The following is a 12,869-nucleotide window of genomic DNA, read 5'->3' as shown; positions in this document are numbered from 1 at the left end:
TTCACGGAGTTTTTTGCCGTGCTCATTCGGCAGATTGAACTGTGCCGCGCCTGTAATCGCCGGTTTCGACAACTGCTTTAGCGGACGCCAGTTGCTCAAAGATGAGGAGACCTTCATGCCTACCAAGACCGCACCCCAGAAACCAGCATCATTCGAGACGATAGCCAACGGCACCGACGTAACCTGGCACTATCGCAGCGCCATCGGTCACGGCACCGTGACCGGCGTCCACAAGCACGGCACCACTGCAGCCAATACGATGTACTCCGTCAAGCAACATGATCATCATCCCGGCGAACCAGCCGTTGTTCATCATTCCGGCAAGGCACTTACCCGCACCGAAAAATAGAGAACATCACCCTGAACCAGAGCGACGTGCAGACCACACCTCACACCGTCATCCTTGGCGCCGGTTTCGGCGGTCTAAGTTGCGCCAAAGCCTTGCGCCGGGCGCGCGCAAGGGTCACGGTGATAGACCAGCGCAACTTTCACCTGTTCCAACCGCTGCTTTATCAAGTGGCGACGGCAGCGCTTTCGTTGGCCGACATCGCCATGCCGATCCGCCAGATCGTGCGCCATCAAGGTAATACGCAAGTTCTGCTCGGCCATGTCGAATCCATCGACCGTCACACACGCAGCATTCACGTGAGCCAGGTTGACGAGCCCATTCCCTACGATTACCTGGTGGTAGCCACTGGCGCATGCCCTACCTATTTCGGCCACGACGACTGGCAGCCCTTTGCGCCTGTCCTGAAAACTGCAGAGGATGCCATCGCCATCCGTCATCGCGTGCTGGCGGCGTTTGAAAAAGCCGAAGTGATTGCTGATGCGAATGAGCGCCGCCGATTGTTGAGCTTCGTGGTCATCGGCGGTGGTCCCACCGGCGTGGAAATGGCCGGTGCGATCGCAGAACTGGCCAGGGCCGAATTGGCCATTCCGCACCGAAAACTTCATGGTCAGCGCGTACAGGTCACCTTGGTCGGAGCTGGTCCGCGATTGCTCACTGCCTTTCCTGAAGCACTCGTGGAAAAGGCTCGCCATTCTCTTGAGCATTTGGGGGTTGAGGTGCTGCTCGACGCACCGGTCGAACTCTGCGACGCGGATGGCATCGTTGCCGCCGGAAACCGCATCGAAGCGCGCACGTTGATCTGGGCAGCGGGTGTTGCCGCCTCACTTGCGGCGAAATGGCTGGATGCCGAGGCGGACGCAGGCGGCCGCGTACGCGTCGAGACAGATCTGTCTTTGCCCGGCGATGAGAACATCTTCGTGATCGGCGACACCGCGCACGTGATCAATCCCAACGGCCAAATGGTGCCTGGCATTGCTCCGGCGACCAAACAGGAAGGTGCTTACGTCGGCGAACTCCTGATACGTCGACTCGACGGGAGGTCACCGCCTCGCGACTTCCGCTATCGCAACTACGGCAATCTCGCCACCATCGGACGCAAATCGGCAATCGTGGACTTCGGATGGATGCGCCTCAGCGGTCTACTGGGCTGGCTCACCTGGGGCGCGGCGCACATTTTTTTCCTGATCGGATTTCGCAGCCGCGTGATGGTAATGCTGTCCTGGCTGTGGTCTTACCTCACAACCGAGTACGGCGCACGGCTCATCACCGGCGGCAATCGAAAGCAGCAGCATGAGTACGATCGCCGATTAGTACGCGAACACGTAGACAACATCATTTGCGAGCGCGAGGGGTTGGAACATCAGCGGCGCGGAGCTTGATCATGATCATCACTTCCCCAGACCAGGTTCCCAAGTTCACGCTGCTGAAGCGATTCCCGCTGCCGCGCAACATGGGGGTGTCGCCGGAGTCGCGCATCGCACCAGGGCGAACATGGCCGGCGCCCGCCAGCACGGTGCGCGCGAAGACGTTCAACGTGTATCGCTACGATCCGGATTCACCCGACAATCCACGCATCGATACCTATACCGTCGATCTTGATGATTGTGGCCCAATGGTCCTGGATGCGCTGATCTGGATCAAAAGCAAAGTCGATTCCACGCTCACCTTCCGCCGCTCCTGCCGCGAAGGCGTTTGCGGTTCCTGCTCGATGAATATCGACGGCACCAACTGGCTGGCATGCACGCGGTTCATTGCCGACACCGACCCACAGGCCACGATTTATCCACTGGCCAACATGCCGATCCTGAAAGATCTGGTGGGCGACCAGACCCACCTGTTCGCGCAATATGCGTCAATCAAACCTTGGCTGAAAACAAGCGATCCGGCACCAGAGAAGGAGCGTCTACAGTCGAAAGAGCAGCGCGCCCAGCTCGATGGCTATTACGAATGCATCCTGTGTTTCTGTTGTACCTCGGGATGCCCCAGCCACTGGTGGAATGGCGATCGCTTTCTCGGACCAGCGGTGTTGTTGCAGGCGTGGCGGTGGATGGCCGATAGTCGCGACGAGGCGACCGCTGAAAGGCTCGATGACATGCAAAGTGCGTTCCGTTTGTACGGTTGTCACACGATCCTCAACTGCACCCGAACCTGCCCCAAGGGACTGAACCCCGGCAAGGCGATCGCAGAGATCAAACGGATGATGCTCGAACGTGGAGGCTGACCGCACATGGACAAGGATCCGACGATGATGAACACACCGACGGGCCGGTTACGGCCGCGTTCGCCAAATATCCAGTTTTACCGACCGCAATTGACCTCGGTGCTGTCGATCGTCAACCGGATGACTGGCGTGGTGTTGAGTGTGTGTGCGGTCGCGCTGGTGATCTGGTTGGTGGCAGCTGCCGCCGGACCCCATGCTTACCTGATTGTGCATACGGCCATTGCATCATCCCTTGGCCAGATGCTTCTGTTCCTGGCGACATTTGCATTCTTCATGCACCTGTGTGGCAGCTTGCGCCACCTTGTCTGGGATACCGTGCACAGCTTTTCACTGCGTGCGATCTATCTATCGGGATGGATCGTGTTCGCGGCGAGCGTGGTGTTCACCATCACCGCGTGGGTCGTTAGCGCGTTCGTTGGACGATGATGTGACCAACAGGCCGCGCCCACGCCCAACGTATATCGTTAATCCCGGTGCGCTGAGGAAAGGCGTCGGTAGCTGGTTGCTCCAACGCGCAACTGCGGTTGTGTTGGTTCCACTGACCGTGTGGTTTGTCGCCTCGCTCATTGCGCATACGGGCAGCAACCATGCTGCGCTGATCACGTGGTTGCACTCGCCGCTCAACGCGGTATTGATGACGTTGCTCTTGATGATATTGTTCTGGCACACCGCTTTGGGCCTGGGGGTGGTGATCAAGGATTACGTCCATCCCATCCATCAAAAGACGGTGGCGTTGATCGCGATGCGCATCGCTTGTCTGGTATTCACTGTGGTCGGCATCGCTGCGGTTCTTTACATAGTGCTTCAGGCCTCCTAAATGCCCGCCGAAGCCTGATCAGTTCATCAAAATCTCAAGGCGGCAATGGAGGATCCATGGCCCCATCCCCCTGCCTCCATCATCTTGGGATACGACTCACTCATAGGACTGCCAGGCAATTGTGTCGAGTTATAGCAAGCTTAGGCTGGGCTACCCCACTAGTACGAACACCAAGGGCGCCAGTCGCAAGGCGCGCAAGGCGGCTCGGACTTCGGGGATTCCGGCATAAGGAAGTCATCGGACACAAAAAAGGCCGGAACCCTTGATTTTATTGGGGATTCCGGCCTTCTTTGGACGTACTTGGAACGGTAAATGGTGGAGGTGGGCGGAATCGAACCGCCGTCCGAAGGTACTCCATGCCCGGCACTACATGCTTAGCTCGTTGTTTGATCTCGAATGACGGCAACACAACGTGCGAGGCACACCGTCATCCACACCCGCTTTAGTTTAGAGGCTGGTTGACGGGTCGCCGCCAGCTTCGATCCCATGATGATGACCCTACATCCACGAGCATAGGCACAAGTGGGTTCAGGGCTTACGCCTTAAGCGGCGAGAGCGTAGACGTCGTCGTTGGCGTCTGAGTTTTTGCAGCTGGATTTACGAGGAAAGCTACCCCCTCGGCATGCGCCAAACAATTTCGCAACCCCCGTCGAAGCCAGTGCACCCCCGGGAACGTCGATATTGCAGACCAACTTAGTATAGGGGCGAATAGCGGGATCACAAGCGGTCACGCCATTAGAAACAACACGGGCCGCGATGCGACCCGTGCGATGGTGCTTGTGCCAGAAGAGGCAGCCGCGGTTTACGAACGCACTGGTAGCAAACGGATCTCGACGCGGCGGTTGAGCGCGCGACCTGAATCGGTGTCGTTGCTGGCCACCGGATAGCGCTCACCCATGCCGACGATTTCAAAGCGCTCGCGCATCACGCCCTGGCCAATCAGGTAGCTGGCCACGGAGTTCGCACGACGTTCCGACAAGGTCTGGTTGGCAGCATCGGAACCAACGCTGTCGGTATGGCCGCTCACCTCGACAATCGTCTGGTTGTAGTTGTTCAGAGTAGAGGCGATCGTGTTCAACGCGGGATAGAACTGCGACTTGAGGTCGTATTTGGCGAAATCAAAGGTCACGCCATCCGGCAGGTTGAGCTTGATGACGTCGCCGTCGCGGCTCACGTCAATACCGGTACCGGCGGTTTCACGGCGCAGTTCGGCTTCCTGGCGATCCTGGTAGGCGCCTACGGCACCACCGGCCAGCGCGCCAACGCCTGCACCAACCATCGCGCGTTGACGGCGTTCGACCGCATCGCCGCCGCTGAGCAGGCCGGCTGCAGCACCGATGGCCGCGCCGATCAAGGCACCGCGACCGGTACGGTTGGGATCGTTCGGATCGTTGGTCTGGCCGGTATAGGTGGCGCAGCCCGAAACGAAGATGGCCAAGGTGGCAGCGAGCGTGGCGAGCTTGAGCTGGGTGTTCATGCGGGAAAGACTCCTGAGCTGTGGATGTCTTCAGGCAAACCCTGAATACGTCGCACAGGCTAGGTGACCGCATGTGGCCCGAATGTGAACAGACAATGTGGCGGTTAAGCTGCGGTTGATGCTTCCAGCATTGCGCAAGCACCTGCCGCATCAAGGGTTTCGTCCCAGTTGCCCATCAGTGCCAGGTACAGCAGCTTCTCGAATTCAGCGCCAAAACGTCGAATCACCGCATCCGGATCCGGGATCAGGCGTGCATCGGAAATCAATCCGAAATGCACCTGTCCGTGATAACTCATGATCGACAGGCCAATCCCGATCGAACCAGTTTGCGGCACCCAGAACATCATGTCGCGCAACGTGCATCCGGCCATGTACAGCGGTTGCTGTGGACCCGGCACATTGGTCGCCACCGCGCTGGCCTTGCGGCTGAACATCTCAAGCGCCAGTTCCTGGATCGCTGGAGGTGCGATTCCTAAAGCAGCTAAAAGTCCATATGCAACAATAGCTTGGCGTGACTTTTTCAACTGATTCATGCAGTCGGCAATACGTTCCAGCCGACGCAAGGGATTGTCTTCGCCGACCGGTAATTCCAGGAACACCAGGCCGAAGTGGTTGCCGAGCTTCTTGGCATGTTCCAGCGGCCGCAAGTTGACCGGCACGGTCGCGCGCAAGGTGACGCCTTCGAGGTCTTCGCCGCGATCGAGCATGTAACCGCGCAAGGCGCCTGCTGCTGCTGCCATCAACACGTCATTGACCGTGCAGTCGCAGGCCCGACCGACGGCTTTGACCTCTTCAAGGTCGAGCGGTTCTGCCCAGGCCACGCGTTTGCTGACGCCAAGCTTGCCACGCAGCAAGGACGGCGGATCGTCCGGCAGCGCCAATGCGGTGACCAGCTCGCGGGCGATCTCGCCACCCTCCCTGGCGATGACGCCGGCAAGCGTGGGATCGCGATACATCGCCATGCCCTGCTCCAGCACCTTGCCGCCAAGCTTCAGGTAGCGGTCCACCGCACCAACCCGGCGCGCGACCGGCGCGGCCTCCTGCTTCAACCAGGCCTTGTCCAGGCGCCTGGCCTCGGCCGGCTCGCGGGTGGTGTCAGTCAATGACAGCAGCACCTGCACCAGCGCGATGCCATCGGCATAGCAATGGTGGATGCGGGCCACCAGCGCGCTACCACCCAGATAGCGTTCGACCAGGTGGAACTGCCAGAGCGGTTTGGTTGGATCCAGCGGGCTTGAGGCCAGTTGGCTGGCGAAGCGCTCAAGCGCCTTCTTTTCTGCAACTGGCCCGGACTTGCCCGGCAAGCCGGACAGCCGCACATGCCAGTCCAGGTCGAAGGCTTCGTCCGTAACCCATTGGGCACCGGTGGCGCCTTCGACGGGCTTCTGCCGGAAGCGCTGATAACTCAGGAAGCGTTGCTGGATGACCTTCTTGATGCGAAGCAGCGACATCTGCTCGTCGAACATCAGCACCCCGGTGATCATCATCGGGTTGGTCGGCCGTTCCATCCGCAACCACGCGGTGTCCACCCGCGACATCGCTTCGCGCCTGGGTCGAGGCACGGCTCGCCGCTTGGAACCCGTGCGCGGTTTGGACGTAGCCATGGTTTCTCCCCGATTGGCCGCTGAGTGAATCACGCCCGCCTGCGCAGGGTCAACGCACACGGGCGCTCAGCCGCCGCGATATTCGCGTGGGATGCGTTCGTTGAGGCCGGTGAGGATTTCGTAGGGGATCGTGCCCGCCGCTAGTGCGAGGTCTTCCGTCGTCAGCGTGGCATCGGCCTGATGGCCGATCAGGATGACTTCATCCTCGTTCCAGGCACTGTCGCCACCGATGTCGACCATGAACTGGTCCATGCACACGCGCCCCACCAGCGGATGCTGTTTGCCGCGAATCAGCACCTGGCCGCATGACGACAATGAACGCGGATAGCCATCGCCATAGCCGATCGGGATGGTCACGACGCGCGTATCGGCCATGGGCGCCCAGGTCGCGCCGTAGCTGACTGGATGGCCCGCCTTGACCACCTTGAAATAGACCACCTGCGAAACCAGCGACAACGCCGCCCGCACGTTGATCGTTGCCTGCGATGCCGGATCCGGCAGCACGCCGTACATGAGGATGCCGGGACGCACCATGTCGAGGTGGGCCTCCGGAAAATGCAGCACGCCTCCGGAGTTCGCAAGGTGACGCAGTGGCATCGGCGCGCCGGCGCGTTCGATATGCGCACAGGCACCAAGGAAGCGTTCCAGCTGCTGGCCGGTCATCGGCGATGCCGGATCATCGGCGCATGCCAGGTGCGAATAGATGCCTTTCAATTCGCACCAGCGCGAAGCCATCGCGGCTTCAATGAAGGGTCGGCACGAATAGCTGTGCACGCCGATCCGCTCCATGCCGGTGTCGATCTTCAGGTGGATCACCGCCTTGCGGCCCAGCGCCTGCGCGGCAGTCTCGACCTGGCGCAGCTTGTCCAGCGAAGACACGGTGATTTCCAGGTCATGGCTGATGAACTGCGCGATCTGTGGGCCGAAGATCCCGCCCAGCACCAGAATCGGCACGGTCACGCCCGCCTCGCGCAGCGCGATGCCCTCCTCCACGAACGCGACGCCCAATTGCTCCACGCCACATGCCTGCAGGTGCAAGCCCACCGGCACCAAGCCATGGCCGTAAGCATTTGCCTTGACGATGGCCATCACCGGCACGCCCGCATGCGTGCGGATCGCACGCAGGTTGTGGGTAATCGCATCGAGGTCGACTTTGATCCGGGTCGGACGCTGGCTAAGGAGGTCGCTCATGGCGCTATTCGACCATATCCAGGCCACGGTCACCGGTGGCCAACCATGTCGGCGAGACTGGCGGGCGTTCGCGAAGCCCCATGTCGAGCGGCGTAGCGAACGCCCGCCAGTAGGCGCCGACAAAGCCGTCGCAACAAGTTTTGAGCGTGGCCTTACTCGAAGCTGCCCACTGCGTCATGACTAAGATTGTCGAAGCGGGTGTATTCGCCGAAGAACTTCAGCTTGAATGAGCCAGTCGGGCCGTTGCGCTGCTTGCCGATGATGATCTCGGCCAGGCCTTTGTCGGGCGAGGCTTCCTTGTTGTAGTACTCGTCGCGATAGATGAACACGATCACGTCGGCGTCCTGCTCGATCGCGCCGGATTCACGCAGGTCGGCCATCACCGGGCGCTTGTCGGTACGCGTTTCCAGTGAGCGGTTGAGCTGCGACAACGCGATCACCGGCACGTTCAGCTCCTTGGCCAGCCCCTTCAGCGAACGGCTGATCTCTGAGATCTCGGTGGCACGGTTCTCGCTGTTGCCGGGAACTGCCATCAGCTGCAGGTAGTCGATCACGATCAGGCCCAGGTCGTTCTCGCGCTTCAGCCTGCGCGCCTTGGCCCGCAGCACGTCAGGCGACAGTGCCGGGGTGTCGTCGATGAAGATTTTCACGTCCTTCATGATCTGGATCGCGCTGGACACACGGCTCCAATCCTCGTCTTCCAATTGGCCGGTACGCAAGCGGGTCGCGTTGACCCGGCCGACTGAGGAAATCAGGCGTAGCGCCAGCTGGCTGGATGACATTTCCATCGAGAACACCGCCACCGCTTTTTTGGACTTGAGTGCAGCGGCTTCGGCGATGTTCAACGCCAGCGTGGTCTTGCCCATCGCCGGACGTGCCGCCAGGATGATCAGGTCGGTTGGTTGCAGGCCGGCGGTCATTTCGTCGAATTCGGTATAACCCGTGGACAGTCCGGAGATACCCCCGCCATTGGCGTTGCGGGTCTGCAGCACATCGAACGCTTCGATCAGCGCCTTGCGAACCGGGACGAAGTCCTGGCGCCCGCGCGCGCCGGCTTCGGCAATCGCGAACACCTGTTGCTCCGCCTTGGCCAGCAGTTCGGCGCTTTCCCGGCCCTCGGGCTGGAAGCCATCATTGACGATGCCGGTGCCGACATCGATCAATTGGCGCAGCACCGCCTTGTCGCGCACGATCTCGGCATACGCCTTGATATTGGCTGCGCTCGGCGTGGTGCTGGCCAGTTCGATCAGATAGGCGCCGCCGGCGATCTGTTCGGCGAGGCCCTGCGACTCGAACCATTCTCCCAGGGTCACGGCATCGAACGGCCGGTTCTTCTCGCCCAGTTCGCGGATCGCGCGGTAGATCAATTGGTGATCGCGCCGGTAGAAATCGGTATCGACCACCATGTCTGCGATACGGTCGAATGCGTTGGGATCCAGCATCAACCCGCCCAGCACCGCCTGTTCGGCCTCTACCGACTGAGGTGGCACGCGCAAAGCCTCGATCCGGCTGTCGCTACGTGGGTTGAAACCTTCCGAACGCAGACCCGTGCGTGCACTCATCAGAAACGCGACTCCCCTATCCGACTCGTCATCGCGAGTCGCTTGTTGTTGTTCGATGGGAGTCATCGTAGGTGCATGCCCTGTGGACTCGCGACGCCATAAGCTGTGGATAACTCGATCAATTGCACAGGTTGATCGCAAATCCTGCGATTGGCTCCACTCAATTCAACCCAATGCAACTTGGCCCAACGAAAACGGGCGCCTTGCGGCGCCCGTTCCGGAATAACAGTTTGAAGCGCAATGATGGGTGGCTTAAGCCGCTTCCGGCACCACGACGACCTTGACCTTCGATTCGACGTCGGCGTGCATATGCACGATGACTTCGTGTTCGCCGGTGTGGCGCAGCGGGCCTTCGCCCAGCACCACTTCCGACTTGCCGACTTGGATGCCGAGCTGCTTGGTGATGGCTTCGGCAATTTCGCGCGGACCGACCGAACCGTACAGCTTGCCTTCGGTCGAGGAATTCGCGGCGATGGTGACGCTAGCGCCTTCCAGCTTGCCCTGGCGGGCAGTGGCGGCATCCATCGAGGCCTGGGCCTTGGCTTCGTAGTCAGCACGCTTGGCTTCGAACTCGGCCAGGTTGGCAGCGGTGGCCGGCACGGCCTTGCCCTGCGGCACCAGGAAATTGCGGCCGTAGCCTGGCTTCACGTCGACCTTGTCGCCAAGGTTGCCGAGGTTCACGACTTTCTGCAGGAGGATCAGTTGCATGGGATTGCTCCGTATTCGTTAGCAGGCCAAAGCCCGCAACGTGTGCTGTCCGAATGGACGGGATTGAATGGGTTTCTGACCAAACGACTAAAGCGCACAGCATGCGAAGGCGTGGCTAGGAGCGGGAGGACGCGCGAACCGCAGTTGACACTAGTCAATGAGGATTCGCGCGGCCGACCAGCGACAACGCCACGCCGAGCAGGCGAAGCGCTTAGATGTTGTGGTTATCGGTGTACGGAATCAGTGCCAGGAAGCGCGCGCGCTTCACTGCATTCTGCAGCTGGCGCTGGTACCTGGACTTGGTGCCGGTGATGCGGCTCGGGACGATCTTGCCGTTCTCGGTCAGGTACTGGCGCAGGGTGTTGAGATCCTTGTAATCGATCTCGGTCACGCCTTCGGCGGTGAACTTGCAGAACTTGCGGCGGCGGAAGAACTTGGACATGGGTGTGTTCCTGCGTGCTTGGATAGAGATGAGCGAGGGGCTCAGGCGGCTTCGGCGGTGTCGTTGGCGTCATCGGTGTTGGCGTCATTCTTGTTGTTGCCGCCAACATCGCTGTCTTCGTCACGGCGACGGCGCTCGCTACGCTCGGGCTTGTCGCCCTTCTCATCCTTGCTCTTCATGATCAGGGACTGCTCGGTCACCACGTCGTCGCGGCGCATCACCAGGTGGCGAAGCACGGCGTCGTTGAAGCGGAAGCCGTCGACAATCTCATCCAGCACGGCCTGCTCGACTTCCACGTTCATCAGCACGTAGTGGGCCTTGACCAGGTTCTGGATCGGGTACGCCAGTTGGCGGCGGCCCCAATCTTCCAGGCGGTGGATCTTGCCATTGCCGGTTTCGATCGCGCTCTTGTAGCGCTCGATCATGGCCGGGACTTGCTCGCTCTGGTCCGGATGGACCAGGAACACGATTTCGTATTGACGCATTGTCGTTTCCTTGTGGCTGTCGGCCGGCATGACGCCGGACTGGAAAGCCCTCGGCCACCCTCACAGCATTGCTGGCAGGCGCGTTCGGGCAAGGTCTCCGGCCTTGTCTAAAGAAGGGCGGGAGCCGACCATTATGGCGAATCAATGACTTGCGCGCAAATCCTTCAGCGCAGTGCGATCGATCAGGCGGCTTTATCGGCGTCCGTGGTGAAGCTTGACCCACAGCCGCATTCACCGGCCACGTTTGGATTGCGGAACACGAACTGCTCGTTCAGGCCCTGCTTGATGAAGTCGATCTCGGTACCGTCGACCAGCGACAGGCTGTCGGCATCGACGTAGATGCGTACGCCATCGGCGTCGAACACCTGATCGTCGGCACGCTGTTCGCGCGCCATGTCCGCCTTGTAGCCCCAACCGGAACAGCCGGTGCGGGATACGCCAAAACGCAGGCCCAGTGCGGCTGGGTCGGCATCAAGATAGCCGCGGATGCGGTCGTGGGCGGTTTGAGTCAGTGAGATGGCCATGTGCCGATTCTAAGAGGAAACGATGTAGCTCCGGTAAACTGCATGGCTTACATCGCGCTTTCTTGCCAGGATTTCAAGATGACAACGATCAGTGTGGCCCAGGCGCTTGCCGGGCATGTGCCCGAAGGCGGCCAGGTCACCGTGCGCGGTTGGGTACGTACCCGGCGCGACTCCAAGGCGGGACTCAGTTTTGTCCACCTCAGCGACGGCTCCTGCTTTGCGCCGATCCAGTTGGTCGTGCCAAACACGCTGGTCAACTACGACTCCGAGGTGAAGCACTTGACCTCTGGCTGCGCGATCATCGCGACCGGTACTTTGGTCAAGTCACAAGGGCAAGGCCAAGGCTTCGAGATCCAGACCTCGCGGATTCACGTTAGCGGCTGGGTTGAGGATCCGCTCACTTACCCGATGCAGCCCAAGGCGCATTCGCTGGAATACCTGCGCGAATTTGCCCACCTGCGTCCGCGCACCAACCTGTTCGGGGCTGTCACCCGCATCCGCCACTGCCTGTCGATGGCGGTGCATCGCTTCTTCGATGAGCGCGGCTTCTACTGGATCAGCACGCCGATCGTGACGACCTCCGATGCCGAAGGCGCCGGCCAGATGTTCCGGGTCTCGACCCTGGACATGGCCAACCTGCCGCTGGACGGCAAGGGCAACGTGGATTTCAGCCGTGACTTTTTCGGCAAGGAAACCTTCCTGACCGTGTCCGGCCAGCTCAATGTCGAGGCCTACTGCCTGGCGCTGAGCAAGGTGTATACGTTCGGGCCAACCTTCCGCGCCGAGAACAGCAACACCACGCGGCATTTGGCCGAGTTCTGGATGATCGAACCGGAAATCGCCTTCGCCGACCTCAATGACGATGCCGATCTCGCCGAGGATTTCCTCAAGTACCTGTTCCGCGCGGTGCTCGATGAGCGCGGGGACGACATGGCGTTTATCGCCGAACGCGTGCAGAAAGATGCGATCACCAAGCTCGACGCCTTCATCAATGCGCCATTCGAGCGGATCGACTATGGCGATGCGATCAAGCTGCTGCAGGACAGCGGCAAGAAGTTCGAGTTCCCGGTCGAATGGGGCCTGGACCTGCAGACCGAACACGAGCGCTGGTTGACCGAAGAACATGTTGGCCGGCCGGTCGTCGTCATGAACTACCCCGAACAGATCAAGGCGTTTTACATGCGCCTGAACGACGACGGCAAGACCTGCGCGGCGATGGACGTGCTGGCACCCGGCATCGGCGAGATCATCGGCGGCAGCCAGCGCGAGGAACGTCTGGACGTACTGGATTCACGCATGGCGCAATTCGGCCTCGATCCGGTGCATTACAGTTGGTATCGCGACTTTCGCCGCTATGGCAGCGTGCCGCATGCCGGCTTCGGGCTGGGCTTCGAACGCCTGGTGGTCTATGTCTGCGGACTTTCCAACATCCGCGACGCGATCGCCTATCCGCGTGCGCCCGGCCATGCCGAATTCTGAGTAAGGCCGA

15 protein-coding genes and 1 other RNA gene are annotated in these 12,869 nt (G+C 60.6%); 6 read left to right on the top strand and 10 right to left on the bottom strand.

Annotated features, from left to right (window positions below; all coding sequences use genetic code 11):
- Nucleotides 1-115: 115 nt before the first annotated feature.
- From PSV05_RS09035 to sdhD, 5 genes are all read left to right on the top strand, one after another.
- Nucleotides 116-349 (top strand): hypothetical protein, encoded by a 234-nt coding sequence (locus PSV05_RS09035; RefSeq protein ID WP_300064264.1) that lies wholly within the window; start codon nt 116-118, stop codon nt 347-349.
- 26 nt (nt 350-375) lie between these two features.
- Complete coding sequence (locus PSV05_RS09030) at nt 376-1,728, top strand: NAD(P)/FAD-dependent oxidoreductase (protein WP_300064262.1); 1,353 nt, start codon at nt 376-378, stop codon at nt 1,726-1,728.
- A gap of 71 nt (nt 1,729-1,799) precedes the next feature.
- On the top strand, nt 1,800-2,570 hold the full coding sequence (locus PSV05_RS09025; RefSeq protein ID WP_300065439.1) for a succinate dehydrogenase iron-sulfur subunit: 771 nt from the start codon (nt 1,800-1,802) through the stop codon (nt 2,568-2,570).
- Nucleotides 2,571-2,597: 27 nt separating this feature from the next.
- Nucleotides 2,598-2,996, top strand: a complete 399-nt coding sequence (gene sdhC, locus PSV05_RS09020; protein WP_300064260.1) for a succinate dehydrogenase, cytochrome b556 subunit — start codon at nt 2,598-2,600, stop codon at nt 2,994-2,996.
- Nucleotides 2,905-3,387, top strand: coding sequence for a succinate dehydrogenase, hydrophobic membrane anchor protein (gene sdhD, locus PSV05_RS09015; RefSeq protein ID WP_345782246.1), 483 nt, complete (start codon nt 2,905-2,907; stop codon nt 3,385-3,387). The genes sdhC and sdhD overlap by 92 nt, the downstream gene beginning before the upstream one ends.
- Nucleotides 3,388-3,700: 313 nt before the next feature.
- Here sdhD and ssrA read toward each other — a convergent pair.
- From ssrA to PSV05_RS08965, 10 genes are all read right to left on the bottom strand, one after another.
- Nucleotides 3,701-4,055, bottom strand: a transfer-messenger RNA (tmRNA) gene (ssrA, locus tag PSV05_RS09010).
- 134 nt (nt 4,056-4,189) lie between these two features.
- Complete coding sequence (locus PSV05_RS09005) at nt 4,190-4,864, bottom strand: OmpA family protein (protein ID WP_300064258.1); 675 nt, start codon at nt 4,862-4,864, stop codon at nt 4,190-4,192.
- A 104-nt stretch (nt 4,865-4,968) separates the two neighbouring features.
- Nucleotides 4,969-6,468, bottom strand: a complete 1,500-nt coding sequence (locus PSV05_RS09000; RefSeq protein ID WP_300064256.1) for a wax ester/triacylglycerol synthase family O-acyltransferase — start codon at nt 6,466-6,468, stop codon at nt 4,969-4,971.
- Between the two features lie 66 nt (nt 6,469-6,534).
- A complete protein-coding gene (gene alr, locus PSV05_RS08995) occupies nt 6,535-7,659 on the bottom strand; it encodes an alanine racemase (protein ID WP_300064254.1) in 1,125 nt (374 codons plus the stop codon).
- Between the two features lie 4 nt (nt 7,660-7,663).
- Complete coding sequence (locus PSV05_RS08990; RefSeq protein ID WP_300064252.1) at nt 7,664-7,837, bottom strand: hypothetical protein; 174 nt, start codon at nt 7,835-7,837, stop codon at nt 7,664-7,666.
- A complete protein-coding gene (locus tag PSV05_RS08985; protein WP_300064250.1) occupies nt 7,812-9,221 on the bottom strand; it encodes a replicative DNA helicase in 1,410 nt (469 codons plus the stop codon). Before PSV05_RS08985 ends, PSV05_RS08990 begins: the two co-directional genes overlap by 26 nt.
- A gap of 252 nt (nt 9,222-9,473) precedes the next feature.
- The gene (rplI, locus tag PSV05_RS08980; protein WP_300064248.1) at nt 9,474-9,929 is read right to left on the bottom strand and encodes a 50S ribosomal protein L9; all 456 of its coding nucleotides are present in this window, start codon (nt 9,927-9,929) and stop codon (nt 9,474-9,476) included.
- A gap of 211 nt (nt 9,930-10,140) precedes the next feature.
- A complete protein-coding gene (gene rpsR, locus PSV05_RS08975) occupies nt 10,141-10,371 on the bottom strand; it encodes a 30S ribosomal protein S18 (protein WP_300064246.1) in 231 nt (76 codons plus the stop codon).
- A gap of 41 nt (nt 10,372-10,412) precedes the next feature.
- Nucleotides 10,413-10,856 (bottom strand): 30S ribosomal protein S6, encoded by a 444-nt coding sequence (gene rpsF / locus PSV05_RS08970; RefSeq protein ID WP_300064244.1) that lies wholly within the window; start codon nt 10,854-10,856, stop codon nt 10,413-10,415.
- Between the two features lie 182 nt (nt 10,857-11,038).
- Complete coding sequence (locus tag PSV05_RS08965) at nt 11,039-11,380, bottom strand: iron-sulfur cluster assembly accessory protein (RefSeq protein ID WP_300064242.1); 342 nt, start codon at nt 11,378-11,380, stop codon at nt 11,039-11,041.
- Between the two features lie 78 nt (nt 11,381-11,458).
- Here PSV05_RS08965 and asnS point away from each other — a divergent pair, with 78 nt between their 5' ends.
- Nucleotides 11,459-12,859, top strand: coding sequence for an asparagine--tRNA ligase (asnS, locus tag PSV05_RS08960; RefSeq protein ID WP_300064240.1), 1,401 nt, complete (start codon nt 11,459-11,461; stop codon nt 12,857-12,859).
- The last annotated feature ends 10 nt before the right edge of the window (nt 12,860-12,869 follow it).

It is taken from the genome of Thermomonas sp. (assembly GCF_029945965.1).
Lineage (GTDB): Bacteria > Pseudomonadota > Gammaproteobacteria > Xanthomonadales > Xanthomonadaceae > Thermomonas.
Note: the sequence above shows the minus strand (reverse complement) of the source record. Positions and strands in the feature narration are given on the sequence as shown.

What these genes read in the sequence shown, in the direction of transcription:
- PSV05_RS09035 (WP_300064264.1), top strand. Translation starts at nt 116, where the DNA reads ATGCCTACCAAGACCGCACCCCAGAAACCAGCATCATTCGAGACGATA.
- PSV05_RS09025 (WP_300065439.1), top strand. Translation starts at nt 1,800, where the DNA reads ATGGGGGTGTCGCCGGAGTCGCGCATCGCACCAGGGCGAACATGGCCG.
- sdhC (WP_300064260.1), top strand. Translation starts at nt 2,598, where the DNA reads ATGAACACACCGACGGGCCGGTTACGGCCGCGTTCGCCAAATATCCAG.
- PSV05_RS09005 (WP_300064258.1), bottom strand. Translation starts at nt 4,864, where the DNA reads ATGAACACCCAGCTCAAGCTCGCCACGCTCGCTGCCACCTTGGCCATC.
- PSV05_RS09000 (WP_300064256.1), bottom strand. Translation starts at nt 6,468, where the DNA reads ATGGCTACGTCCAAACCGCGCACGGGTTCCAAGCGGCGAGCCGTGCCT.
- alr (WP_300064254.1), bottom strand. Translation starts at nt 7,659, where the DNA reads ATGAGCGACCTCCTTAGCCAGCGTCCGACCCGGATCAAAGTCGACCTC.
- PSV05_RS08990 (WP_300064252.1), bottom strand. Translation starts at nt 7,837, where the DNA reads ATGACGCAGTGGGCAGCTTCGAGTAAGGCCACGCTCAAAACTTGTTGC.
- PSV05_RS08985 (WP_300064250.1), bottom strand. Translation starts at nt 9,221, where the DNA reads ATGAGTGCACGCACGGGTCTGCGTTCGGAAGGTTTCAACCCACGTAGC.
- rplI (WP_300064248.1), bottom strand. Translation starts at nt 9,929, where the DNA reads ATGCAACTGATCCTCCTGCAGAAAGTCGTGAACCTCGGCAACCTTGGC.
- rpsR (WP_300064246.1), bottom strand. Translation starts at nt 10,371, where the DNA reads ATGTCCAAGTTCTTCCGCCGCCGCAAGTTCTGCAAGTTCACCGCCGAA.
- rpsF (WP_300064244.1), bottom strand. Translation starts at nt 10,856, where the DNA reads ATGCGTCAATACGAAATCGTGTTCCTGGTCCATCCGGACCAGAGCGAG.
- PSV05_RS08965 (WP_300064242.1), bottom strand. Translation starts at nt 11,380, where the DNA reads ATGGCCATCTCACTGACTCAAACCGCCCACGACCGCATCCGCGGCTAT.
- asnS (WP_300064240.1), top strand. Translation starts at nt 11,459, where the DNA reads ATGACAACGATCAGTGTGGCCCAGGCGCTTGCCGGGCATGTGCCCGAA.